The following is a 26,910-nucleotide window of genomic DNA, read 5'->3' as shown; positions in this document are numbered from 1 at the left end:
TTTTTAGAAGTTAACATTTAAACCAACGACAAATGTTCTTGGTCTTGGATAAAAGTTTCTGTCAATTCCGTCAAATACCTCAGGATCGATTCCGTCATAATTCGTGAATAAAGCAACGTTCTGAACAGCTCCGTAAAGACGAACATCCATTCCTTTTATTGCTTGTTGTAAATTATATCCTAATGTAATGTTATCGATTCTGAAGAAAGATCCATCTTCTACATAATGATCACTTGTTAGGTTAGTTGCGGTAATTGCAGAAAAACCTGTGTTGTAGTAATCTCTGTGTACATTAGATAAATATCCTTGTCCATTACCTGTTGCTTTAGCTAAGTAACCTTTTGCAGAAGCGACGTTGTTGTAAACGTAGTTTCCAATACTTGCACGAGCTGTCGCAGATAAATCCCAGTTTTTGTATCTAAATCTTGTATTGAATCCCATTGTGATATCAGCGAAAGGACTTTTGTGTAAATAACGGTCGTCTTCATTGATCACACCATCATCATTCAAATCTGCATAAGCACCCTCGATAGGCTTTCCATTTGCATCATAAATTTGTTTGTAAACTAAATATGAAAATGGAGTGTGACCTTCTTTGTGAACTTGAACATTAATCCCTGTTCCTCCATCAATTCCTCCAACGTAATTATCATTTTTTAAATTAACAATTTTGTTGTCGTTGTAAGCGATATTGTATCCAAAAGACCAATCAATATCTTTCGATTTGATGATATCAGCATTGATGCTAAATTCAATCCCTTTGTTCTCCATATCTCCAATATTTTGTTTGATTTTATTAGAGAAGTTGGTAAACTGATCAACATACACTTCAGCAATTAAGTCTTTTGTTTTTTTCTGATAAATATCTAAACTACCGTAAATACGATTTCTGAATAAAGCATAGTCAATACCTATATTTAATGTATTAGAAATTTCCCATTTTAGGTTTGGATTAACTTTTTCTGGACGATAAACTTGGTAATATTTATCTCCAAATTGGTATTGAGCTGATGACAAACTTTGTGTATAACGTGTTAAGAATAAATAATCTTCAAGACCATTTACGTTACCAACTTGTCCATAACCCACACGTAATTTCAAGTCACTAAGTGTTGAGTTGCCTTTTAAGAAATCTTCGTTCGAAATATTCCATGCAACAGCTGCAGAAGGAAAATACCCCCAACGATCATCTGGATTTAATTTAGAAGAAGCATCTGCACGTAATGTTGCTGTTAAGATATAACGGTTATCGTAGTTGTAATTAACACGACCATAGTAAGATAATAAAACACTTTCGTATTTGTCAACAACAGCTGCAATTTGTCCGATTTCTGCTTTTTCTGAATCGAATGAGAATTTATCGTAACCAAATTTTTGATAGCCATAACCTACAACAGCATTCAGAGTAGATAGACCAAATGATTTATTATAGGTTAAATAAGCATCTAATAATTTGTTAGAAAATTCGTTGCTGAAATTAGAGTAAGCTCCGTCCCATTTTGTGTTTTTACTTGGTAAAGCATAGTTTGTCACTTTTCTACCATTTGCATTTGTAATGTCGTAACCAACATTTACGGTAGCTGTTAAATCTGGTAAGAAATGTAGTTTATAATCTGCTTTTGCATTTCCAGCAAAACGTCTTGTTTCAGATGTATCGTTAACTTCGTTTATTAAAGCAATAGGATTATTTGGAGTTAAATCTCTTAAGAAATATTGTCCATCAATCAATTGTGTGTAAACGTTGTATCCTTGCCATGAATTAATTCCGTTCGAATAAACAGATTGTGTAGGGTCAAATTCTAACGCTGCACCAATTGCATCACGATTAGCAAAAATATTCTCGATGTAAGAACCCCTTGCGTTAATTTCGAATTTTAGATGATCATCTAATAAACTTGGATTCAAGTTAACACTTAATGTTGTACGGTTAATGTTATCACCTCTTAAAATACCATCTTGATTTGTATTCGAAATAGAGAAACGAGAAGGCATAAAATTTCCGATTTTCCCTACAGCGCTAAAGTTGTGATCAAAACCTACAGCTGTTTTATAGATCAATTTTTGCCAATCAGTAGATGTATTTCCTAATTTAGCAATATCATCAGCCGTTCCATGTTCATTCACAAGTTTTCTAAATTCGTCGCCATTCATTAAATCAACCATTTTGATTGGATCATAAATAGAAGTTGTCGAATTATAGTTGTATTTGAATTGTTTGCCTTTCCCTTTTTTGGTTGTAATCATTACTACACCATTTGCTGCACGAGAACCATAAATAGCTGTTGCAGAAGCATCTTTCAGAATGGTCATCGTTTCGATATCATTCGGATTTAAGAAATCCAATGGATTACGAGAACCTCCAATTTTTTCATCTGCCAAAGGCAAGCCATCCACAACATATAAAGGTTCGCGATTTAATGAGATTGAGCTATTTCCACGAATTAATATTTTTTGGTCATCACCAGGCGCACCTCCTGAAGAAGTTACAGAAACTCCCGCAATTTTTCCTGTCATTAATTCCTGTGCAGATGTAATCGATCCTTTGTTAAAATCCTCTGAATTCAATTGATTAACAGAACCTGTAACATCTTCTTTTTTCGCTGTACCATAGCCGATAACAACAACTTCTTTTAAGTTTTCGGTCGTTTTTCCTAAACGTAATTGCAATTGTGTTTGTCCTGCATATGTTATTTCTTGATCTTCGTAGCCAAAGTTGCTAATCACGATAATATCACCGTCATTCGCTTCTAAAGTAAAATTTCCTTGTTCATCAGAAATTGTAGATACTCCTGTTGTGATGTTCGAAACATCAGCACCAGCAAGAACTGCATTGTTTGTGCTATCATAAACTGTTCCTTTAACTGCAGTTTGTGCAGATAAAATCGCAGGGCTTGATAAAACTAATGCAAGAAGAGATTGTTTTAAAATCCTCATATATTTTCCGTTTTGTTTCGTTAATTTTTAATTTATATTTTTACTTCTCAATTTCAAATGTAAGTCCTTTAATTCATTGATTGTGTATGTTGTACACTTATAATAGTTACGAAAACGTTTTCGTGTTAATAAATAATTAAATTAATTGCTGAAGGATGTTAATATTTAATAAAAAAAACAGAAATTAGTCGAATACGATTGATGGTTTAGGTAGAAAGAAGATTATGAAAAAGAATTTGACTTTAAAACAGATTGCAAAAGAATTAGATGTTTCGATATCAACGGTTTCGAAGGCTTTAAAAAATAGTGATGAAATCAGTGAAGCTACACGAAATAAAATTCAAGCTTTCGCAAAATTATACAACTACAAACCAAATAATATTGCATTAAGTTTAAAGAATCGAAAGACGAAAACTATTGCCGTGATTATTCCCGAAATTGTGCACGATTTTTTCGCTATGGTAATTAGCGGTATCGAAAATTTAGCGAATCAATCAGGATACAATGTTTTAATATGTTTATCAAATGAGTCCTACGAACGAGAAGTAATTAATATGGAAATGCTTGCTTCTGGTAGTATAGATGGATTCGTCATTTCTCTTTCCAAAGAAACCCAAGCCAAAAAAGACTATCATCACATCAAAGAAATTATCAATCAAGGTATGCCAGTTGTAATGTTCGATCGTGTAACACGTGAGGTGTATACCGATAAAGTGATTATTGATGATGTCTTAGCGACACAAGAAGCGATACAATACTTTATCAGTAAAGGACGTAAGAAAATAGGGTTTATTACAACACCAGATTACATAAGTGTCGGAAGATTAAGAACAGAAGGCTATAAAAAGACATTGGAAGCGAATGGGATTGACGTTAACGAAAATTTGATTTTAAGAATAGAAGATGAAAGTCAATTGGACACTATGATTGATGATTTTTTCGAAAAAAATGAATTTGATGCAGTTATGGCAGTTAACGAATTGTATGCTGTAAAAGTGTTAAGAACAGCTCTTAAAAGAGGGATTAAAGTGCCAGAAGATTTACATTTAATCGCTTTTACTGATGGTGTAATATCCAAAAACTCAATACCAAGCATTTCTACAGTCAAACAAAATGCATTTAAAATGGGGGAGATAGCAGCCCGACTTTTAATTCAAAAATTAGAATCAGAAAACGAACACGAACATTATATAACCGAAGTTGTCGGAACAGAATTATTGCACCGAGAAACTACAACGTTTTAGTAAGTATTTTTAGGTTAAATAATTGTAACAGTTGCAATAATCCCAAAAAATTTTTTTAACATTGTAATCTAATCAAAACATATTTTTACTTCTCAAACCAAAAATATAGTTTTGATAAGCTGAAACGCTTATCGTAAATAATTAATAATAATTACGATAATGAAAAAGCGTAGATTAGGATTTCTTGAAATCTGGAATTTAAGTTTCGGATATTTAGGAGTTCAAATGGGATTTGCTTTGCAAAATGCAAATGCAAGCCGAATTTTAAGTTCTTTTGGAGCTGATGTACACGAATTGTCTTGGTTTTGGATTGTCGCTCCATTAATGGGATTGATTGTTCAACCGATCATCGGACATTATTCGGATAATACATGGTCTAAATTTGGACGTAGAAAACCTTACTTTTTAATAGGAGCCTTATTGGCTTCTTTCGGATTAATCTTAATGCCACAAGCGGGTGCATTTACAGCATTATTGCCTGCTTTATGGATGGGTGCAGGATTTTTAATGATCATGGATGCTTCATTCAACATCGCAATGGAGCCTATGCGTGCGTTTGTAGCAGATATGTTACCTTCAGATCAGCGAACTTTAGGTTATTCTATTCAAACAGTTATTATTGGTTTAGGTGCTGTAATTGGTTCTTGGTTACCTTATGTTTTGAGCAATTGGTTTGGTGTTTCGAGCACGGCTGCAGAAGGAGAAATTCCTTTTCACTTGATTTTATCATTTATCATTGGAGCAATAGCAATTATCGTAACAGTTTTAATCACCATTTTTACTACAAAAGAATACACGCCAGAACAATTAGAAGCATTTGAAAAGGCCGAAGGAAAAGAACCGATTGTAGAAGAAAAATCAAGTCTTTCTCAAATTTTTATAGATTTTGGGAATATGCCTACAACCATGAAACAATTAGGCTTGGTTCAATTTTTTACATGGTTTGCTTTATTCGGTATGTGGGTATATGCAACTCCTGCAATAGCACACCATGTATATGGTTTATCATTGAATGACACTCATTCAGAAACCTATCAAAAAGCAGGAGATTGGGTTGGAATTATTTTCGGAGTTTACAACGGGATTTCAGCAATTTTTGCATTTTTCTTACCTTCAATTGCCTTAAAATTTGGTCGCAAAACAACCCATGCCATTTCTTTAATTTGTGGAGGTTTAGGATTAATTTCCATTTATTTTATTCATGATCCAAAATTATTAATCCTTTCCATGGTTGGAGTAGGAATCGCTTGGGCAAGTATTCTATCCATGCCATATGCGATTTTAGCAGGAGCAATTCCAGCCAAAAAAATGGGCGTTTACATGGGGATTTTTAATTTCTTTATCTGCATGCCTCAAATTGTCAACGCTCTATTGGGCGGACCTATAGTGAAATATATTTATAATGATAATCCAATCTACGCCATCGTAACAAGTGGAGTTGCTTTAATCATAGCTGCACTTTTTGTAACGCGTGTAAAAGATGTGGATGAACCAATCAAAGCATAATCATTTTGAAAACTAAAGCATTTATTTTCGATTTAGATGGTGTCATCGTAGACACTGCAAAGTACCATTATTTAGCATGGAAAAATTTAGCAAATAATTTGAATATCGATTTTACACACGATCATAACGAGTTGCTAAAAGGTGTTTCTCGTGTACGTTCCTTAGAAATTATCCTTGGATTAGGAAGTGTTCATGCATCAGATGAACAAAAAAACGAATGGTTAATTCAGAAGAACGAAGAATATTTAGGTTATATCAACAAAATGGATGATTCTGAAATTTTACCTGGAGTCATGAAAGTTTTAAACTTTCTGAAAGCAAATCATCAACCCATCATTTTAGGCTCTGCTTCTAAGAATGCACGACCAATTTTAGAAAAAGTAAATATTCTAAATTATTTTGATGATATCGTTGATGGAAATGACGTTACGAATGCCAAACCAGATCCAGAAGTTTTTATCGTTGGAGCTAAAAAAGCCAATCAACCAAATGAGAATTCAATCGTGTTCGAAGATTCTGTTGCAGGAATTCAAGCAGCAAATGTTGCAGGTATGACAAGCATAGGAATTGGAGATTCTTCGGTTTTGAATGAAGCCAACCATAACTTCAACAATTTTACAGAAATCACAGAAGAATTCTTAATGGAATTGATCAATCAATAAAACACAAACAACTTACAATACAATAAAAATGAATCAAGATTATATCATCCCGAATGCATGGTCAATTATCGAAGAAGGGTTTGAAAAAGATCGCGTAAAATCGTCTGAAAGTTTATTTTCTATCGGTAATGGAGCAACGGGACAACGTGCAAATTTCGAAGAATTTTATTCAGGTGATACGTTTCAAGGAAGTTACATCGCTGGAGTTTATTATCCTGATAAAACAAAAGTGGGATGGTGGAAAAACGGTTATCCAGAATATTTTGCAAAAGTGTTAAATGCACCAGTTTGGATCGGAATTAACATCGAAATTAATGGTGAACAATTTGATTTGAATACGTGTAAAGAAATCAAAAACTTTCGTCGTGAATTGAATATGAAAGAAGGTATTTTGGATCGTTCTTTTGTAGCTACTTTACCTTCTGGATTAGAAATTGAAGTGTTTGTTCGTCGTTTTCTTTCTGCTGATTTGGATGAATTAGGTGTGATAAAATATGATATCAAACCGTTGAACGGTGATGCGAAAATTGTTTTTAAACCTTATGTAGATGCTGGTGTAAAAAATGAAGATGCCAATTGGGAAGAAACATTTTGGGAGCCAATTTCGTCAGAAATAAAAGCTGAACAAGGTTTTGTACAAGCACAAACGTTTAAAACACACTTTAATGTGGTGACTTTTATGGAAAGTAAAATTTCTATTAATGGAAGTTATCAACAAGTCAAATCAATTTCCAATGTTAAAACGAATACAAAAGTTGAATTTACATATGAAGTTGAGGTTAAAACCAATGATACAGTAACCATTGAAAAATTTGGAGGTTATGTTGTTTCAACAAATCATCTCGAAAATGAATTGATTTCTGCTGCTGAAAAGGTTTTAGAACAAGCGAATAATTTAGGTTATGAACAATTGTTAATAAACCAAAAAGAGGCTTGGGCGAAGACTTGGGAAATGGCAGATATTACGATAGATGGTGATACGAAAGCACAACAAGGAATTCGTTTCAATATTTTTCAATTAAACCAGACATACTCAGGAAAAGACGCACGTTTAAATATCGGTCCAAAAGGATTTACAGGTGAAAAATACGGTGGATCTACCTATTGGGATACAGAAGCGTATTGCTTACCGTTTTATATGGTAACTAAAGATCAAAAAGTAGCACGAAATCTGTTAATGTATCGCTACAATCAATTGGATAAAGCGATAGAAAACGGAGCGAAATTAGGTTTCAATAAAGGAGCTGCATTGTATCCAATGGTTACGATGAACGGAGAAGAATGCCATAACGAATGGGAAATTACCTTCGAAGAAATTCATCGTAATGGAGCAATTGCTTTTGCGATTTACAATTATACTCGTTTTACGGGTGATGAGTCTTATATTCCTGAAGCTGGTTTAGAGGTTTTATTAGGAATTGCACGTTTCTGGAAACAGCGTGTTAATTGGTCAAATGACAAGAAACAATATGTCATGTTAGGTGTAACAGGACCTAACGAATATGAGAATAATGTGAATAATAACTTTCACTCAAATTATTGTGCGCAATGGTGTATGAATTATTTGATTGATCAAGTTGAAAATGTTAAAACAAATTATCCACAAGATTTTGAACGAATTGTCGCTAAAACAAATCTTACAGATACTGAGTTAGCAGAAATGAAAAATATGGCAGCAAATATCTATTTTCCATTTAGCGAAGAATTAGGAGTTTACTTGCAACAAGATGGTTTCTTGGACAAAGATTTAACACCTGTTTCTGAATTATCTAACGAAGAACGACCAATCAATCAAAAATGGTCGTGGGATCGTATTTTACGTTCAGCTTATATCAAACAAGCAGACGTTTTACAATCATTCTATTATTTCGAAGATCATTTTACAAAAGAGCAATTAGAAAAACATTTTGATTTCTACGAACCATTAACGGTTCACGAATCATCATTATCGCCTTGTGTTCACTCTATTCAAGCGGCAACGTTAGGAAGAATGAATCAAGCATATACCTTCTACTTGAGAACTTCTCGTTTAGATTTAGATGATTATAACAAAGAAGTTCACGAAGGATTACACATCACATCAATGGCAGGTACTTGGATGTCGATTGTAGAAGGATTTGGTGGAATGCGTGTTAAAAACGATCAATTATATTTTGAACCACGTTTACCAGAACAATGGAAAGGTTTTTCGTTTAAAATCAATTTCCGTAATCAAATCCTAAAAGTCAATGTAAATAAAGGAGAAACTACTTTCGAATTGGAAGGAACAAAGCCATTAGAGGTTTATGTTTTCGACCAAAAAGTTATTGTTCAGCCTTCAATTTAATAAAGGGAATTCAAATACCTTGAAGGCTTTGGCTTTCGAGGTATTTTTATTTAAGGTTATAAGTTTTAAGTGATGTGTTCTACGTTTTTTTTTGGAAAACGTATTTAAAGCCTTGACTTTTTTGATTCGTTTTTGTGTCAAGACTTCCCCAAAGGGCATATGAATTCATATAAAAGAATTTATAATAGTCATGAATAAAAATGAATAATAAAAAATAAACAAAATGAAAAAACTATTCGTATTAACCTCTTTACTATCAAACTTTGCTTTTGCTCAAATACAAAAAGTAGAGCCCATGTTTTGGTGGAAAGGGATGAAAAATCCAGAAGTTCAAATTCTGGTTTACGGAAAAGATATCAGTAAATACAGTATTGAGTTATCGGATCAAATAAAGATCAAAGATATTCAGAAAACAGAAAATCCAAACTATGTTTTTGTAACGGTTAATACAAATGATGTAAACAAATCATCCTTTAAAATTAACATCAAAAACAAAAATAAAGTTGTTGATTCGTACACGTACGAGTTAAAAGATCGTCAGCCAAATTCTGCCAATCGTTCTTCTTTTACGTCAAAAGATGTGGTGTATTTAATCATGCCAGATCGTTTTGCAAACGGTGACGAAAGCAATGATTCGAAAAAAGTATTGACTGATAAAGCCAATCGTTCTATTCCAGATAGTCGACATGGTGGAGATTTGCGAGGAATTATTAATAATGTAGATTATATTCAAAATCTTGGGGCAACTGCAGTTTGGTTAACGCCTGTTAATGAGGATAACGAAAAACAACATTCGTATCATGGTTATGCACAGACAGATTTATATAAGATTGATGGACGTTACGGAACAAATGAAGATTATCGAGAACTTTCTCGTGAATTGAATAAACGTGGGATGTACTTAATTCAAGATTATGTAACCAATCATTGGGGAATTTCGCATTGGATGATTCAGGATTTACCATCGCAAGATTGGATTCACAAATTTCCAGGAGGAAAAGATGGTTTCCGTCGCTCAAATTATCGGACAACAACTCAGTTTGATAAAAATGCTTCGGAAATAGACAAAAAAGAAGCGTTAGACGGTTGGTTTGATTATACAATGCCAGACATGAATCAATCAAATCCTTTGGTATTAAATTATCTGACGCAAAATGCCATTTGGTGGATAGAATATGCAGAATTAGGCGGAATGCGTGTGGATACATATCCGTACAATAACAAAGAAGGAATGGCAAAATGGGTAAAAGCTATTACGACAGAATATCCTAATTTTAATATCGTAGGTGAAGCGTGGATGTATTCGCCAGCTCATATTTCGTATTGGCAAAAAGATTCGAAGATTGCTGAAATTGACAATTATAATTCACATTTGCCTTCTGTAATGGATTTTAATTTATTCTCAGAATTACCAAAAGCAATCAAAGAAGAAGAGTCTTGGGACAAAGGAATGATCAAATTGTACAATTCGTTTACAAATGACTTTTTATACCCAAATGTTAACAACATGTTTGTATTTATGGAAAATCACGATACAGAGCGTTGGAACGAAATGATGAATGGTAATATTAATGATTATAAACTGGGGTTATCATTAATTTCTACCGTTCGTGGAATCCCGCAAGTGTATTATGGTTCTGAAATTGGTATGCGTGGCGATAAAAGTAAAGGGGATGCAGATATTCGTCGCGATTTTCCTGGTGGATGGAAAGCTGATCAGAAAAATGCTTTTACAAACGAAGGAAGAACTTTGGAGCAAAAACAATTTCACGATTTTACAGCAAAAGTTTTCAATTGGAGAAAAAATAAAGAAGTGATCCATTCAGGGAAAACAAAACATTATATGCCACAGCAAAATGTTTATGTATATTTTAGATACAACGAGAAAGAATCTGTAATGGTTGTTTTGAATGCAAATCCAGAAAAACAAACCTTCAAATTAGATCGATTCACAGAATCATTAGATGGAATTACTTCAGGTAAAGAGATTATTTCAGATAAAACATTTCCAATTAAATCAAGTGAAGAAATCTCAATTGATGGTAAAACTGCAATGATTATTGAACTTAAAAAGTAATAAGTCATCCTGAACTGCCGCACTGAGCATGTCGAAGTGCAGGATCACATAAAGGAGAGAATGAAAAACTGAAAACAGTTCAGCTCAACATGTAATTTATAGCTTTAAGCATTAGACGTAAAGCATAAAACAAACAAAAAATATAAAAACAAACACTATGAAAAACTTTAAGTTTATACTTGGTTTAGGGATCGCAATGATGAACATGGTTTATGGACAAGAATTGAAATCGCCAAATGGAAATTTTGTGATGGATTTCTCATTGTCAAAAGATGGAAAACCGACTTATCAATTAAAATATAAAGGAAAAGATGTAATCAATCCAAGTCATTTAGGATTTGAATTTAAAACGAAGCACAAAGAAATGGATTTCGCTGTCCAAGACCGAGTGGAAGACGATAAAGCAAAAGATATTGCGAACTTTTTATCAGGTTTTAAAATCATTGCTACCAAAACATTAACTTTCGACGAAACATGGCAACCAGTTTGGGGAGAAGTCGATAAAATCAGAAATAATTTTAACGAATTAGCGGTGACGGTTTCTCAGTCAAATACAGATCGTCAAATGATTATTCGTTTTCGCTTATTCAACGAAGGTTTAGGTTTCCGATACGAGTTTCCAGAACAAAAGAATTTGAAATATTTTGTCATCAAAGAAGAGCGTTCTCAATTCGCAATGGCAGGAGATCATACCGCTTTCTGGATTCCTGGAGATTACGATACACAAGAATACGATTATACAGAATCTAAATTAACAGAAATTAGAGGTTTATTTGATAAAGCATACATCGGAAATGCATCTCAACAAGCGTTCTCAAAAACAGGTGTACAAACAGCTCTGATGATGAAAGCAACAAATGGGCTTTACATCAACTTACACGAAGCGGCGTTGATTAATTATCCTGCAATGAGTTTAAATTTAGATGATAAAACATTAACATTTGAATCGTGGTTAACACCAGATGCTTTAGGTGATAAAGGGTATTTACAAGCACCTTTCAATACGCCTTGGCGTACAATTATTGCAAGTGACGATGCAAGAGAAGTAGCATTTAAAGGGCCACAATTAATTTATAATTTAAATGAACCTTCTAAGATCAAAGATACTTCTTGGATCAAACCAGTAAAATATATCGGTGTTTGGTGGGAAATGATTACAGGAAAAAGTTCTTGGGCTTATACAGATGAATTTCCAACTATACAATTAGGTGTAACAGATTATAAAAATGCGAAACCAAATGGAAAACATGCTGCGAATAACAAACATGTAAAAGAATATATTGATTTTGCTGCAGAGCACGGTTTTGATGCTGTTTTAGTAGAAGGTTGGAACGAAGGTTGGGAAGATTGGTTTGGAAATCATAAAGATTACGTATTCGATTTTTTAACACCTTATCCAGATTTTGATGTAAAAATGTTAAATGCTTATGCAAAATCAAAAGGTGTAAAAATTATGATGCACCACGAAACATCAGGGGCAATTCGAAACTACGAAAGACATTTGGACAAAGCCTATCAATTTATGAATAAGAATGGTTATACATCTGTAAAAAGTGGATATGTAGGAGATATCGTTCCTCGTGGAGATTATCATTACAGTCAAAATACCATCAATCATTATCAATATGCGATAGAAAAAGCGGCTGATTATAAAATTATGGTGAATGCACACGAGGCGGTTCGTCCTACTGGACTTGCACGTACATGGCCAAACTTAATCGGTAATGAATCTGCGCGTGGAACAGAATATCAAGCATTCGGAGGATCTAAACCAAATCACGTCACAATTTTACCATTTACACGTCTTTTAGGTGGACCAATGGATTATACACCGGGTATTTTCGAAATGGATGTGAAGAAATTAAATCCAAACAACCATTCGCATGTTAATTCTACAATAGCAAATCAGTTGGCTTTGTACGTGACAATGTATTCGCCTTTGCAAATGGCAGCTGATATTATCGAGCATTACAAACAATTTTCTGATGCATTTCAATTCATTAAAGATGTGCCTGTAGATTGGCAAGATTCTAACTATTTGGAAGCTGAACCAGGAAAATATTTAACAATTGCACGTAAAGATAAAAACTCAAACAACTGGTTTATTGGAAATGTGAATGGCGAAACGCCTCGATCAACGAAACTCAAATTAGATTTCTTAGAGAAAGGGAAAAAATACGAAGCAACAATTTATGCTGATGCAAAAGATGCGCATTACAAAACAAATCCTCAAGCCTATAAAATCGAAACAAAAAAGGTTGACGTAAAATCAGTTTTAGATTTAACATCTCAAGCTGGTGGAGGTTTTGCAATTAGTATTAAGGAGATTAAATAAATTTTAGACTTAAAAAGTTTTAAATTCTAATTTCACGTCATTTCGAGTGAATTTTCGAAATGATAATGGAGAAAATTTATATCGAGAAGTAAGATGTGAAAATTCGCCTAATTTCTCGATACGATTCTTATCAGAATCACTTGAAATGACGAATAGAAAGTAATCTTAAACTTGTTTCAAGATTATATAAAGAATGATGAGATGTTGAAATATGTTTAACATGACAAAACGGAAATTGTCATTCTGAGCTTGTTTAAGACTCATCTATAATGTTTAAAATCAGAATCAATGATTAAAAAAATAGTAAAACTTAGTTTATTTGCAGGTTTGTTTTTTACATCTTGTACAACCTCAAAAGTTGCAACTAATAAAGAAGTTAAATCATCACAAGAAAATGAATCAAGCCAAAAACAACCATTTGTTTGGAATGCAGCAAATGTTTATTTTTTATTGACAGATCGTTTCGAAAATGGAGATAAAACAAATGATGTAAACTACGGAAGGACAACCGAAACAGCAAAATTAAGAGGTTTCGAAGGCGGAGATTTTCGTGGAGTAATTAATAAAATTGAAGCTAATTATTTTACTGATTTAGGTGTAAACGCCATCTGGATGACGCCAATCGTGGAGCAAATTCATGGTTTTGTAGACGAAGGTCAAGGGAAAACGTATGGATTTCATGGTTATTGGACAAAAGATTGGACTTCAATTGATAAAAATTGGGGAACTGAAAAAGAGTTACAAGAATTAGTTGATAAAGCACATTCGAAAGGAATTCGTATTATGTTGGATGCGGTGATTAATCACACTGGTCCAGCGACAACTTCGGATGGTATTTTTCCTTCGGATTGGGTTCGTGTTTCTCCTCAATGCACGTACGATTCCTATAAATCGACGATAGAATGTACGTTGGTGAAAAACTTACCAGATATTTTAACGGAATCCGAAAATGATGTTTTACTACCACCACAATTGTTAGCAAAATGGTCGAAAGAAGGTCGATTGGAGAAAGAAGTGGCAGAATTGAATGCTTTTTTTACAACATATAACTTACCAAAAGCACCGAAATATTATATCATGAAATGGCTTTCTGATTACATTAGAAAGTACGGAATTGATGGCTATCGTGTCGATACAGTAAAACATACAGAAGAAGATGTATGGAAGAAATTCAATGAGATTTGTCAAGATGCTTTTGAAGAATATAAAGCTGCAAATCCAACCAAAATATTAGATCAAAACAAGTTTTTCTTGTTAGGAGAAGTTTATAATTATTCGATTAATGATGCACAACAATTTCATTTTCCTGATCAAACAGTTAACTATTTCGAGAATGGATTTGATGCATTAATCAATTTCGATTTGCGCTCAACTCAAAAAGAATCCAATAAAACTGTTTTTGATCGATACAATGATATTCTTCAAAACAAAATGGACGGGAAATCTGTAATGAGTTACATTACTTCCCATGACGATGGTTCGCCTTTCGATAAAAATCGTCAAAATCCTTGGGATGCAGGTACTCGATTGTTGTTGACACCTGGTATTTCGCAGATTTATTATGGTGACGAAACAGCTCGTCCATTAGAAGTTGTGGGCGTTGAAGGAGATGCTAATCTTCGTTCGAATATGAATTGGGAAAGTATCAAACCAAATTCAGAAACGGAATCATTATTGAAACATTACCAGAAATTAGGACAATTTAGACGAAATCATCCCGCAGTTGGGGCAGGAAATCAAACTGATTTACAAAATTCGCCGTATATTTTTACACGAAAATACAAGACAGATGATGTCGTTATTGGACTGGAAATGCCTATTGGTAAAAAGTCAATTAATGTGAGTTCGGTTTGGAAAGATGGGACTAAAGTTCGTGATGCTTATTCAAGTGTTTCAGGAAAAGTTGTAAACGGAAATTTTGAATTGAATACAACTTCTGATATAGTATTATTAGAGAAAGTGAATTAATTTTTAGAAGAATTAGAAGATAAAAATGATAAAAAAAATAGCTGGTTTAACGTTGATAACGACTTTGTTTATGACAAGTTGCGAAAGCAAAAAAGAAACAAAGTCAGAGGATGTAAAAACTGAAATGAAAGAACAAGCCTTTGTCCCTTTTACAGCTGAGATGGCAGAAACGTCCGTTATTTATGAAGTGAATGTTCGTCAGTTTTCGCCAGAAGGAACTTTTGAAGCGGTAACAAAAGAAATTTCTAACATCAAAAAATTGGGAGTCAAAATCCTTTGGATTATGCCGATTCATCCGATTGGAGAAGAGAATAGAAAAGAAGGTTTAGGTTCATATTATTCGATCAAAGATTATAGAGGAATTAATCCAGAATTTGGGAATGCCGAAGATTTCAAGAAATTGGTTGATGAAGCGCACAAAAATGGCATGTATGTTATTTTAGATTGGGTCGCGAATCACACAGCTTGGGATCATCCTTGGGTAAAACAACACCCCGATTGGTACGAACAAGATAAGAATGGAAAAATGCATTCTCCTTATGATTGGACAGATGTTGTAGCGTTGAATTTCGAAAACAAAGAAATGCGCAAACAGATGATTGCTGATATGAAATATTGGTTAGATGATTTCAAAATCGATGGTTTCCGTTGCGATATGGCACATGAAGTGCCAACTGATTTTTGGGAAGAAGCGAAACCGAAATTGGCAAGTGATCGCGAGATATTTATGTTAGGTGAAACAGAAAATCCAGATCTTTTAGTAAACGCTTTTGACGCGGCTTATGGATGGGAAATTCATCATATTATGAATGATATCGCCAAAGGTAAAAAGAATGTTTCTGCGATTGATGCATACATGGATTCGATTCCAAAAAAATGGCAAGCAGATGATTATAAATTATTATTCACATCAAACCACGACGAAAATTCTTGGGCAGGAACAGAGTATGAAAGAATGGGTGATGCAGTTGAAACTTTTGCCGTTTTAACGTACACCTTGCCTGGAATCCCGTTGATTTATAATGGACAAGAAGAAGATTTCAGTCGTCGACTAAAATTCTTTGTAAAAGATTCGATTGATCGTAATCCAACTGCAAAAATGAGAGGTGTTTACGAAAAATTAGGAGAATTAAAAGTAACAAATGAAGCCTTTAATGGAGCGAAAAAAGCAGCTTCTTACGAACGACTTAAAACTTCGGATGATAAATCTATTTTAGCTTTCAAACGAAAGAAAAATACAACAGAAGCTTATTTTGTGGCAAATTTAACAAAGTCGGAAAAAGAAGTTACAGTTCCAATTAGCGGAATTTATAAAAACTTTATGAACAATGAAGATGTACCATTTGATGCGACAACTAAACTGAAATTAAAACCGTGGGAATATCTTATTCTCGTTCAGAAAAAATAAACTCTTAAATGCTGGTTAAATTTTAATCAGCATTTTTTTATGGTATAATGCTTGTTGATAAACGTTTAAAATCAAAATTATGAAAAAAATAGTTTTATCATTACTCGCTATTTTTAGTTTAGTTTTAACTGCATGCGAATCAAAAAAATCTACTGAAAATGATATTATTTCGAGTAAATCGGAAGCGCCTGAGCAACCTATCGTTATGGAAAGCGATATAGTGAATGGATCAGATTCATCGAATTCATCGAACTCTTATGTCGTTTTACAAGATGATGGTCAACAAAAAACGGTAAATATTGATTCAAATGAAATGGTCGTTTCAGCGAATAATTTACCTGTAAATGTGCAGAATTTTATTGCACAAAATTTCGGAAATCTCAAATTGTTGAATGCTATAAAAGAAGTTGAACGCAACATCACAACATATAATATTCAATTAAAAGATGGAACAAAATTAGAATTTTCAGATAATGGACAATGGATAGAAGTGAAGAATGGGTTAGGAAAAGCAATTCCAACCAATTTTTTTCCTGAAAAAATAAAAAGTTATCTTGAAAAAAATAATCTAAAAAGTCCTATTAAAAAGATTGAACGAGATAAAAAAGATGGTTCTTACGAAGTAGAATTTTTACAATCAAAACAAACATTGAAATTCAATTCGCACGGAAATTTCATCAAAATTGATTAATCCTATAAAACCTTGTCTACGGATGAGTTTTTTTTATTTTAAGTAATTTAAAATCACGCTATTTTTCTTACCAATATTTCGTAATTATCAATATATTTATAAGAGAAAAAATCAACCAAAATGGATAAAAAATATTTGAGATCGTTAATCTTTAGACATCTTGATGGTTTGGTAACTGCACCGATATTGAATGTTTTAGCGAGCAAAGGTGTGTTGCATTATATTGTCGAACATAAAACGATGTTATTGGATCAGCTAACAAAAGAATTTCAAGCAAACGAAGGATATTTAAATGTTGCTTTGCGTGTGTTGGCTTCTCAAAATATGTTAGAGTATACGGTAAATAATGAACAAAAAATTGTCGAAATTCAAACCAATAAATATTCAGACAGAGCATTTACAAATTTTGATATTTACCATGATTTAGGTGTTTTTTTAGCTGAAGATGAAGTGATTCATCAACATGATTTTTCGGAAGAATTTTGTAAAAAATGGATCAAGTTATTTGATAAGTACAAAACATATTTACTGACAAGTGATAACGAAGAGTTTCTTGAAAAACCATTGCATTATCAAATTACAAAACATATCGAAGGAGCTTTGGTTGGACCTATCATTGTTCGAATGGGAATGAGCGGTTTGTTTCATAAATATTTTATGGAAGCTTCTTTCAATCCAGATGAATTTCATAAAAATCCACAAACATTTGAAAAAATATTGGAGCGACTTGCCGAATTAGGTTGGTTTTCAAAACACGAGAAGAATTATAAATTTACTGAAACAGGCTTGTTTTTTGCACGTAGAGCAACATCTTACGGTGTTACTGTATCGTATTTGCCAATGTTTGCAAAATTGAACGATTTACTATTTGGTTCGCCAACGAAATTGAGAGAGATTACAGAAGGCGAAGATGAGCAACATGTTAATCGCGAAATGAATGTTTGGGGTAGTGGAGGTGCACATTCTACTTATTTTAAAGTGATAGATGAGTTTATTGCCGAGATTTTTAATCGTCCTATCGAAGAACAACCAAAAGGTATTTTGGATATGGGATGTGGAAATGGTGCATTATTACAGCATTTGTATGATGTGATAGAGCGACAAACATTGCGAGGAAAACATTTGGATGAATACCCTTTATTTTTAGTTGGTGCAGATTATAATCAAGCAGCATTGAAAGTAACGCGTGCTAATTTAATTAAAAATGATATTTGGGCAAAAGTGATTTGGGGCGATATCGGTGATCCAGATCGATTGGCGACTGATTTAAAAGAGGATTATTCTATTGAGTTGAGTGATTTGTTGAACATTAGAACATTTTTAGATCATAATAGAATTTGGGAAGATGTAAAAGAAGTTAAAATAGATAGAATCAGTACGTCCACTGGTGCATTTGCTTTTAGAGGTAAACGTTTGTCGAATAACGATGTGGAACAGAATTTATTGAATCATCTCAAAAAATGGGCGCCTTATGTTGATAAGTTTGGATTATTGTTAATCGAGTTGCATACAATCGCTCCAGATTTAACAGCAAGAAATTTAGGAAATACACCTGCAACAGCTTATGATGCAACGCATGGTTTTTCGGATCAATATATTGTCGAGGTTGATGTTTTTCATCGCATTTGTCAAGAAACTGGATTAATGCCTGATAAAACATTGTTTAAAAAATACCCAAATAACGAATTGGCAACTGTTAGTATCAATTTACTTAAACGATAGTTTTGAATGAATAGCATAAAAAAGCTCAGCATTTGCTGAGCTTTTCTGGTTAGCTTTGTGTCAATGAATTAGTTCAGGGTTATTTTTGCTTGACTAATTTTAAATCCATTTTCGTAAACATTGAAAGTATAAACTCCTTTTTGGAATTCTTCATTTTCCCAATCAAATGTAATATTTTTTACTTGCCCATTTGTGTAATTGAAACTAATTGCATCAGAGAAATCAACTGTATCCCCAGATCTTAACTCAATTTGTCCACCTTGTGCATTTCCGTATCTACCTAACGTTCCATCAGGATTATAGATGGCAACATATAATTTTTTGTCTCCAGATTCTGTTCTCGAATTGCGATCTACATCAAAAGAAACACGAATTTTATCAATACGTTTTGCACGTGTTTTTTCAACTTCTTTTCCACTACTTCTTACTCGGATACCTTTAATTTGTTGATTTGAAACAGATAAAGTCGAACTTAATTCATTAATTTTTCCTTTCGAAATAGCGTTATCTTTTTGGCGAACGTTTTTCTCTGTTTGGTAGTTATACGTTAATTCTTTGTTGTTTTCTCTTAAATTATTATTATCTGTTGTTAATGCAGAATTTTTATTGTTTAAATCTTCAACATTACGTACAAGAATTGCATTTTCTTTTTGTAAACGAGCAACTTCTGACTTATAATTTTTTACACTACCTTCTAAATCGTTAATCATCTTACGTGCACGATTCATTTCTTCTGCTGTAGGATTGTCTTTTTCTAAGATTTCTTGAATATCTTGATTCTTTAATTGAATCATATTTTCTTTATCGCCTAACAAATTGTTACGATCCTCTATACGCGCTTTGTATTGCGTGTAATCGTTTAAGATAGAATCATATTGTCTACGAATTTGATCTTTTTGATTGGTTTCATTTTTAAGGATTTGAGAGTTTAAAGAGTCATTTTTTTCAAGGTTTCCTATTTGATTTGCTTGATAAATATTATATCCAACACTACCAGCTAATAAGATTCCCGCTAAAGCTAAAGGAATTACTAAACCATTTTTTCCTTTGTTTGTGGGTTGATTGTTATCTTCTAATCCTTGCATACGAATTATTATTAAAGGTTAATTGTTTTTTTATTGTTTGTAGTGATAAGAAATTATGATGCCAAAAATTGTAAATGTTATGAAATGAAGCATTTTTTAACAGTTTTTTTCTCTTTTTAGACCGAAAATGAATAATTGTACAGATTTTTATTCTAAACAAATCATAAAAAAAGCTTCAGATTCATCTGAAGCTTTTTTTGAAATGAGTATGATTAAAGTTATTTTTTATCAAAAGTTCCCGTGTAAACAGAAGTCAATTTGTCTAATGAAATGTATTTTTTGAAAACTTCATTTACTTGACTTACATTCAGAGCATCAACTTTTTTCTCTAAATTATCGAAATCATCAAAACTAATTCCGTTTAACAAATAACCATTCGATAAACTTAATAAAGTACCATCCATTCCCAAAGATGTGTTACGTCCATTTTTCCAACTTACGATATTTGTTTTTAATTCTTCAGCTGTGAAACCATCTTTCAATGCTTTTGCAACTTCCTCTTTCAATGCTATTTCAACAGCTTCACGTTTAGTAGGATTCAAAAATGCGTAATATCCCCAAGAAGCAACATCGTTTTTAGGATCGTTTGGAATAGAAACATACGAACCTGCACCGTAGCTGATACCTTCTTTTTCTCTCAATCGCATAGGAATACGAGCAGATAAAAATCCACCGCTACCAATCATTTCGTTTGCCATAACCATTGCTGCATAATCTGCACTTTCACGATTCATTTTGAAGTTAATTGATCCAACTGCAGCTGCATTTTCTTTGTCAGCAATGTTGTATAATTTGTCTTCTTTTTTAGTTGCTGTAAACATTGGATATGCTTTTTCGTATTTCGATTTACTATTCCATTTGCCAAATGTATCACTCAGTATTTTTTCAACTTTAGTTTTATCATTAGTTCCAACGACAGAAACAACTCCGTTTTGCGCACCTAAAATGTTTTTATAAAAATTAACTAAATCAGTTTGTTTTATAGTTTTAATTTCATCTTTTAATTCACTAAAAGAAGCAGTATAAAAAATAGATGATTTTGGATAATTAGAAGTTAAACGATTAATCTCATTGAAAGCTAAAGCTTGTGGATCGTTAGTGTTAGCGTCTAAATAAGTGGTGTATTCATTTACAGTTTTTGTTAATTCGGCTTGAGGGAAAGTTGGTTCTGTAATAATTTGACGAACGATATCCATTGTTTTGTCTAATGAATTTTTGTACGTATTAATTGTTACGGATAACGTTTGTCCACTAAATCTAAATCCGACAGAAGATTTCAACTCATCTAATTGATCTTTGATTTGTTCTTTTGTTAGATTCTTCGTTCCAGACATTAACAATTCAGCCGTTAATTGACCAATAATTCCTTTATTCGCTAAATCTTTTTCATTCGAAACAGGTAAATTGAATGATAAAATAACTTTTTCACCTTTGATTTCTTTATCGATGATTCCGTATTTTAATCCATTGTTCAATTTCCCTTCTGCATAATGCGCTTTAAGATTTTTGATCGAAGCTTCGAAAGGTTTTGCTTCCTTCTCTGCAGCACGACCTTTATAATTTGAAACTAATTCTGTAATTTGTTTATTCGTTAATTCATTCGGTTTTACACGAATTTCATCTTTTGTAGGAATAAATGTTCCAACCGTTCTATTGTTCGCTCTAAAATATTTTTCAGCAACACGTTTGATATCTTCTTTTGTTACGTTTTCGATATTATCGCGGTACAAGAATCCTAAGCGATAATCACCAGCACCAACAATTTCGGTTAAAGCAATTGCAAAATTAATGGTGTTATTTTTTCTATTTTCGATGTTCTTGATAATATTCGCTTTTGCACGTTGTACATCTTGATCAGTATAATTAATTGTGGCAACTTTATCTAATTCTGCACGAATATCATTTTTCGTTTGTTCAATATTTTTCTCTTTCGGAATTTCTGTTCCAATATAAAAGAAACTCGCATCACGAACTTCTGGACTAAATGCCCAAATAGAAGCAATTTTGTGTGTGTCTACTAAAGCTTTATATAAATACCCAGATGGATCTGAAGTCAGAATATTGTTCAACACATCAATCGCTGCATAATCTTTGTCGCTGTAAGCTGCAACGTGATACATCACGCCAACAGATTGAGAATCACCTGCGCGTTTTACTTCTACAAATTTTTCACCGTCTTGTGCTGGTTCAACGGTTAAGACTTCGTCTAAAACACGAGTTGGTTTTGGAATTGGAGCAAAATATTGATTGACATAATCCATTGTTTTTTTCTCGTCAAACTTTCCTGCAATAATTAATGTAGCATTATCAGGTTGATAGTATTTTTCGTAGAATTTACGTAATTGAGGTGTTTTAACACGTTCGATATCTTCTTTGGAACCAATCGTCGACTTTCCGTAATTGTGCCATAAATATCCAGCAGAAATCACACGTTCCATCAGTACACTTGAAGGATTATTTTCTCCAATTTCAAATTCATTGCGAACAACCGAAAACTCTTTATCTAAATCTTCTTGTTTGATGGTTGCATTAATCATTCGATCAGCTTCCATTTCGATACTCCAACGTAAATTTTCATCACTTGAAGGAAAGATTTCATAATAATTTGTACGATCATACCACGTTGTTCCATTTGCTATTCCACCTTTATCAGATAACATTTTTTTGATATCACCAAGGTTTTTTGTCGATTTAAACAGCATATGTTCTAACAAATGCGCCATTCCTTTTTCTCCGTAACCTTCATGTTTAGAACCTACATTGTAAACAATGTTTACGACAACATTACTTTGAGATTGATCAGGAAGTAATAAAACTTGCAAACCATTAGATAGTTTGTACTCTTTTATTCCTTCTACTTGAGTAACAAAAGTTGCTCCTCCAGCTTTAGTTTGAGCCATTACATACGATGAATTTGCAAAAGCAAAAACCAAACATAAACTCAATAAAGTTTTTTTCATGTATTTATTTTTAGTATTATTAATAGGATGATATAAAATTATAATCTATTCGTTAGACGCAAATTGTATGGTGTAAGTTACAAATCTTTTGTTAAATTTGTGATGCAACAAACAAAAGAAATGGAAACAAAAGAGGTAAATAAAATTACTTTCGAAGAGTTTAAAAGTCAAATCATTAGTGATTATAGAACGGCTTTTATGTCTCGTGAAGTAAGTCTTTTAGGAAGAAGAGAAGTACTTACAGGGAAAGCAAAATTTGGAATTTTTGGTGATGGAAAAGAGTTACCACAAATTGCAATGGCAAAGGTATTCAAAGATGGAGATTTCCGTTCGGGGTATTACCGCGATCAGACATTTATGTTCGCTATTGGTCAACTAACAGTTGAACAATTTTTCGCACAATTATACGCTTTAACTGATTTAGAAAAAGAACCTTCATCTGGAGGTCGTCAAATGACTTCTCACTTCGGAACAAGATCTTTAAACGAAGATGGTTCTTGGAAAAAACTAACAGCGCAAAAAAATTCGAGTGCAGATATTTCTCCTACAGCGGGACAAATGCCACGTTTATTAGGATTAGCACAAGCATCAAAATATTTTAGAAATGTACCACAAGCCGATGAAGAGCAACAATTTTCTGTAAGTGGAAATGAAATTGCATTCGGTACAATTGGTGATGCAAGTACATCTGAAGGACATTTTTGGGAAACGATAAATGCGGGTGGAGTTCTTCAAGTGCCAATGGTGGTTTCTATTTGGGACGATGGCTATGGAATTTCCGTTCCAGCTAAATTTCAACGTACAAAATCGAATCTTTCTGAACTATTATCAGGTTTTGGAAGAACAGAAAACGAAAGAGGTTACGAAATTATTACTGTAAAAGCTTGGGATTATCCAGCGTTGATCGAAGCATATACTCGTGCAGAAAGATTTGCGCGTGAGCATCATATTCCTTGTATTGTACACGTGCAAGAATGTACACAGCCACAAGGTCACTCTACGTCTGGTTCACACGAACGTTACAAATCAGAAGAGCGTTTAGCTTGGGAAAAAGAATACGATGGAATAGCAAAATTCCGCGAATATATTTTAGCATTTGCAGATCATTCGGATGCAATTATTACAGCAGAAGAGTTGGATAAATTAGAAGCAGAAGTAAAAGCAGAAGTAAAAAAATCTCAAAAACAATGTTGGGATGATTATTTGAATCCAATTTTAGAGTTGAAAAATCAAGCATTAGATTTATTAATGAAAGTTGGTTCAGAAAGTGTAAATTCAGCATTTATCAATATTGAAATTAATAATTTAAAATCGAAGAAAAGCCCATTTAAACGTGATGTTTATGGTGCAGTTCGTAAAATAATTCGTTTAACTCGTTCTGAGAATTTAAGTTCAAAAACTGAATTAATTTCTTGGTTGGATACGAAAATGAAACGTGAAGAAGAAATTTATTCGACGAAATTAGTTTCAGGTACAGCAACTCAAGTTCCGCAAGTGAAACCTGAGTTTGGTGATAATCCAGTATTAGAAGATGGTCGTGTAATAGTTCGTGATAACTTTGATAAACTTTTCGAAAAGTATCCAAAAGCATTAGTTTTCGGAGAAGATGCTGGAAATATTGGTGATGTAAACCAAGGTTTAGAAGGTCTTCAAGCGAAATATGGAATCGATCGGATTTCAGATACAGGAATTCGTGAAGCAACAATTCTTGGTCAAGGAATTGGGTTAGCAATGCGTGGTTTACGCCCTATTGCAGAAATTCAATACTTAGATTATATTCTTTATTGTTTACAAGGAATTTCAGATGATTTAGCAACTGTACTTTATCGTACAAATGGTGGTCAGAAAGCACCGGTAATAATCAGAACGCGTGGGCACCGATTAGAAGGTGTTTGGCATTCTGGTTCTCCAATGGGAGGAATATTGAATTTGGTTCGTGGTGTGAATGTTTTAGTTCCTCGCGATCTAACTAAAGCGGCAGGTTTTTACAATACATTAATGCAAGCAGATGAACCAGCAATTGTGGTTGAAAGTCTGAACGGTTACCGTCTGAAAGAACCTGCACCAACAAATATTGGAGAATTTACAACGCCAATTGGTGAAGTTGAAATCACAAAAGAAGGACAAGATGTAACGTTGTTAACTTATGGTTCTACTTGGAGAATTGTAATGGAGGCAGCAAAAGAATTAGAACAATTAGGAATTTCGGTTGAGGTAATTGATGCACAATCATTATTACCATTCGATATTAATGCAGATGTTGCAAAAAGTTTATCAAAAACCAATCGTTTAGTAATTGTTGACGAAGATGTTCCTGGTGGAGCAAGTGCATTTTTGTTACAAGAAATTGTCGAAAAACAAGGTGGATATTTTACATTAGATAGCGCGCCATTGACGATTACAGCGAAAGCTCACCGTCCTGCTTATGCGACAGATGGAGATTATTTTTCAAAACCTTCTGTAGATGATATTACTGAAAAGGTTTATGAATTGATGCGTGAAGCAAAACCAAATGAGTTTCCTGCTTTGTACTAAAAAATAAAATTTAAAGTTATATAAGCGTGTGTCTTTGTAAAAAGACACACGCTTTTTTGTATTTTTATCAATCAAAATAGTAATGAAAATGAAATTCTATTCGATTATCCTGTGTTTATTAACGACAATTGTTTTAGGACAATATCAAGAAGTTAATCCACCAAAAAATATTAAAACTATTCAAGTTTTTAATCCACAAACAAACGACAATACACCAATTATCAAGTTAGGTTCAGAGGAAAGTTTATTTTTTCTTTTTGATGATATTAATGCAGGATATAGACGTTACCAATATTCTATCGAGCATCGAAATGCAGATTGGACAGAATCAAATATTTTTCAATCCGAATTTCTAAATGGTGTAAATGCAGATTATGCACGTACATATAAAAACTCGTTCAATACTTATCAAAAATACACCAATTATCAAATTCAATTTCCGAACGAACAAATGAATATTAAATTACCAGGAAATTACATTTTGAAAGTATATTTGGATACGGATGACAACCCTATTTTTACGAAAAGATTTGCCGTTTATCAACCAATTACAGATGTTGGCGTGATGGTTTCTCGTTTTAATAATCCAACTGTTAAAGAATTGAATCAGCGCTTACAAATTCAGGTTTCAAGTGGAACTCAAAATTTGACGGAAGTTCCAGATGGAGCAAAGTTATTTTTGATGAAAAATAACAATTGGAACGAAGGTTATTTTGTTAATCGACCATCATTTTCTCGTCCAAATCAATTAACATACAACGATACCAATACACTTTTTGAAGGAGGAGCTGAATACAATTGGTTTGATAATAAAAATTTGGAGGTTCCGAGTATGACAACCGAAAAAACATTCAGAAAAGATAGTGTATACCATACTGTTTTACGCGTAGATTTTCCGAAATACAATTTACCATATGATGATTACCCAGATATTGATGGTAATTTTTATATCCGAAATAACCGTTATGGAAATGAATATGCAGCGAATTCTGAAGCGGATTATTCGTGGGTTTATTTTGCGTTAGATGCGTTCGAAGATCAAAACGGATTGTATGAACCTTACGTCGTGGGAGCTTTTAATAATTGGAATATTGATGAAAATTCGAGATTAGAGAAAGATGATTCAGGACTTTGGGTAACCGAATTATTTTTGAAACAAGGCTATTACAATTACCAATACGTTGTAAAAAACACCAAAACAGGAAAAATAGATCCAAGTTATGTGAGTGGAAGTTTTTGGCAAACCGAAAACCAATACCAAGCTTTATTTTACTATAGACCTTGGGGACAACGTTACGATATTTTGATGGGGTACGGATCAGGAAATTCGAGGAGATAAATTACTTCAAATGAATTTTTCTAAATTTTAGATTTAAAAATTTCACTATAATTAACGATAGAATTCACTATAATTCTATTTAAATTTGGACATGAACTTTATATTCAGATTTTTATCA

The 26,910-nt window shown here is 33.1% G+C and carries 15 protein-coding genes; 12 read left to right on the top strand and 3 right to left on the bottom strand.

Features of this window, described 5'->3' with window-relative positions; translation table 11 throughout:
- Positions 1 to 3: 3 nt before the first annotated feature.
- Positions 4 to 2,934 (bottom strand): SusC/RagA family TonB-linked outer membrane protein, encoded by a 2,931-nt coding sequence (locus NZD85_RS07730; RefSeq protein WP_171622846.1) that lies wholly within the window; start codon positions 2,932 to 2,934, stop codon positions 4 to 6.
- Between the two features lie 224 nt (positions 2,935 to 3,158).
- On the opposite strand from NZD85_RS07730, the gene NZD85_RS07725 reads away from it, so the two are divergent.
- The 10 genes from NZD85_RS07725 (at position 3,159) to NZD85_RS07680 (ending at position 18,873) form a co-directional block, all read left to right on the top strand.
- Positions 3,159 to 4,178 carry a LacI family DNA-binding transcriptional regulator gene (locus NZD85_RS07725; RefSeq protein WP_171622845.1) on the top strand — a complete coding sequence of 340 codons (1,020 nt, stop codon included), beginning with the start codon at positions 3,159 to 3,161 and terminating at the stop codon, positions 4,176 to 4,178.
- Between the two features lie 159 nt (positions 4,179 to 4,337).
- Positions 4,338 to 5,684 carry an MFS transporter gene (locus NZD85_RS07720; protein ID WP_188319576.1) on the top strand — a complete coding sequence of 449 codons (1,347 nt, stop codon included), beginning with the start codon at positions 4,338 to 4,340 and terminating at the stop codon, positions 5,682 to 5,684.
- A 5-nt stretch (positions 5,685 to 5,689) separates the two neighbouring features.
- The gene (gene pgmB / locus NZD85_RS07715) at positions 5,690 to 6,346 is read left to right on the top strand and encodes a beta-phosphoglucomutase (protein ID WP_225541777.1); all 657 of its coding nucleotides are present in this window, start codon (positions 5,690 to 5,692) and stop codon (positions 6,344 to 6,346) included.
- Positions 6,347 to 6,374: 28 nt separating this feature from the next.
- Positions 6,375 to 8,672 carry a glycoside hydrolase family 65 protein gene (locus NZD85_RS07710; protein ID WP_260541238.1) on the top strand — a complete coding sequence of 766 codons (2,298 nt, stop codon included), beginning with the start codon at positions 6,375 to 6,377 and terminating at the stop codon, positions 8,670 to 8,672.
- 223 nt (positions 8,673 to 8,895) lie between these two features.
- On the top strand, positions 8,896 to 10,749 hold the full coding sequence (locus tag NZD85_RS07705) for a glycoside hydrolase family 13 protein (RefSeq protein ID WP_225538926.1): 1,854 nt from the start codon (positions 8,896 to 8,898) through the stop codon (positions 10,747 to 10,749).
- Positions 10,750 to 10,906: 157 nt separating this feature from the next.
- The gene (locus NZD85_RS07700) at positions 10,907 to 13,084 is read left to right on the top strand and encodes a glycoside hydrolase family 97 protein (RefSeq protein WP_260541220.1); all 2,178 of its coding nucleotides are present in this window, start codon (positions 10,907 to 10,909) and stop codon (positions 13,082 to 13,084) included.
- A gap of 288 nt (positions 13,085 to 13,372) precedes the next feature.
- Entirely contained in the window at positions 13,373 to 15,052 is a 1,680-nt protein-coding gene (locus NZD85_RS07695; protein WP_260541218.1) for an alpha-amylase family glycosyl hydrolase, read from the top strand.
- Positions 15,053 to 15,077: 25 nt separating this feature from the next.
- On the top strand, positions 15,078 to 16,460 hold the full coding sequence (locus NZD85_RS07690; protein ID WP_260541216.1) for an alpha-amylase family glycosyl hydrolase: 1,383 nt from the start codon (positions 15,078 to 15,080) through the stop codon (positions 16,458 to 16,460).
- Positions 16,461 to 16,539: 79 nt separating this feature from the next.
- Positions 16,540 to 17,151 (top strand): PepSY-like domain-containing protein, encoded by a 612-nt coding sequence (locus NZD85_RS07685; RefSeq protein WP_260541214.1) that lies wholly within the window; start codon positions 16,540 to 16,542, stop codon positions 17,149 to 17,151.
- 120 nt (positions 17,152 to 17,271) lie between these two features.
- Positions 17,272 to 18,873 (top strand): class I SAM-dependent methyltransferase, encoded by a 1,602-nt coding sequence (locus NZD85_RS07680; protein WP_188319582.1) that lies wholly within the window; start codon positions 17,272 to 17,274, stop codon positions 18,871 to 18,873.
- A 68-nt stretch (positions 18,874 to 18,941) separates the two neighbouring features.
- Here NZD85_RS07680 and NZD85_RS07675 read toward each other — a convergent pair whose 3' ends face one another.
- Together NZD85_RS07675 and NZD85_RS07670 are read right to left on the bottom strand one after the other, a co-directional pair.
- Entirely contained in the window at positions 18,942 to 19,958 is a 1,017-nt protein-coding gene (locus tag NZD85_RS07675) for a hypothetical protein (protein WP_171622835.1), read from the bottom strand.
- A gap of 218 nt (positions 19,959 to 20,176) precedes the next feature.
- Positions 20,177 to 22,918: a M16 family metallopeptidase gene (locus NZD85_RS07670; protein ID WP_260541211.1), complete on the bottom strand. Its 2,742-nt coding sequence runs from the start codon at positions 22,916 to 22,918 to the stop codon at positions 20,177 to 20,179.
- A gap of 120 nt (positions 22,919 to 23,038) precedes the next feature.
- On the opposite strand from NZD85_RS07670, the gene NZD85_RS07665 reads away from it, so the two are divergent.
- Positions 23,039 to 25,453 carry an alpha-ketoacid dehydrogenase subunit alpha/beta gene (locus NZD85_RS07665; RefSeq protein ID WP_260541209.1) on the top strand — a complete coding sequence of 805 codons (2,415 nt, stop codon included), beginning with the start codon at positions 23,039 to 23,041 and terminating at the stop codon, positions 25,451 to 25,453.
- Between the two features lie 82 nt (positions 25,454 to 25,535).
- Positions 25,536 to 26,792, top strand: coding sequence for a type IX secretion system plug protein (locus NZD85_RS07660; RefSeq protein WP_171622832.1), 1,257 nt, complete (start codon positions 25,536 to 25,538; stop codon positions 26,790 to 26,792).
- The last annotated feature ends 118 nt before the right edge of the window (positions 26,793 to 26,910 follow it).

The sequence above is a fragment of the Empedobacter stercoris genome (assembly GCF_025244765.1).
Lineage (GTDB): Bacteria > Bacteroidota > Bacteroidia > Flavobacteriales > Weeksellaceae > Empedobacter > Empedobacter stercoris.
This window is presented reverse-complemented; position numbering and strand designations above follow the sequence as displayed.

Coding starts and splice junctions, on each gene's coding strand:
- NZD85_RS07730 (WP_171622846.1), bottom strand. CDS start 2,934: ATGAGGATTTTAAAACAATCTCTTCTTGCATTAGTTTTATCAAGCCCT.
- NZD85_RS07725 (WP_171622845.1), top strand. CDS start 3,159: ATGAAAAAGAATTTGACTTTAAAACAGATTGCAAAAGAATTAGATGTT.
- NZD85_RS07720 (WP_188319576.1), top strand. CDS start 4,338: ATGAAAAAGCGTAGATTAGGATTTCTTGAAATCTGGAATTTAAGTTTC.
- NZD85_RS07710 (WP_260541238.1), top strand. CDS start 6,375: ATGAATCAAGATTATATCATCCCGAATGCATGGTCAATTATCGAAGAA.
- NZD85_RS07705 (WP_225538926.1), top strand. CDS start 8,896: ATGAAAAAACTATTCGTATTAACCTCTTTACTATCAAACTTTGCTTTT.
- NZD85_RS07700 (WP_260541220.1), top strand. CDS start 10,907: ATGAAAAACTTTAAGTTTATACTTGGTTTAGGGATCGCAATGATGAAC.
- NZD85_RS07695 (WP_260541218.1), top strand. CDS start 13,373: ATGATTAAAAAAATAGTAAAACTTAGTTTATTTGCAGGTTTGTTTTTT.
- NZD85_RS07690 (WP_260541216.1), top strand. CDS start 15,078: ATGATAAAAAAAATAGCTGGTTTAACGTTGATAACGACTTTGTTTATG.
- NZD85_RS07685 (WP_260541214.1), top strand. CDS start 16,540: ATGAAAAAAATAGTTTTATCATTACTCGCTATTTTTAGTTTAGTTTTA.
- NZD85_RS07680 (WP_188319582.1), top strand. CDS start 17,272: ATGGATAAAAAATATTTGAGATCGTTAATCTTTAGACATCTTGATGGT.
- NZD85_RS07675 (WP_171622835.1), bottom strand. CDS start 19,958: ATGCAAGGATTAGAAGATAACAATCAACCCACAAACAAAGGAAAAAAT.
- NZD85_RS07670 (WP_260541211.1), bottom strand. CDS start 22,918: ATGAAAAAAACTTTATTGAGTTTATGTTTGGTTTTTGCTTTTGCAAAT.
- NZD85_RS07665 (WP_260541209.1), top strand. CDS start 23,039: ATGGAAACAAAAGAGGTAAATAAAATTACTTTCGAAGAGTTTAAAAGT.
- NZD85_RS07660 (WP_171622832.1), top strand. CDS start 25,536: ATGAAAATGAAATTCTATTCGATTATCCTGTGTTTATTAACGACAATT.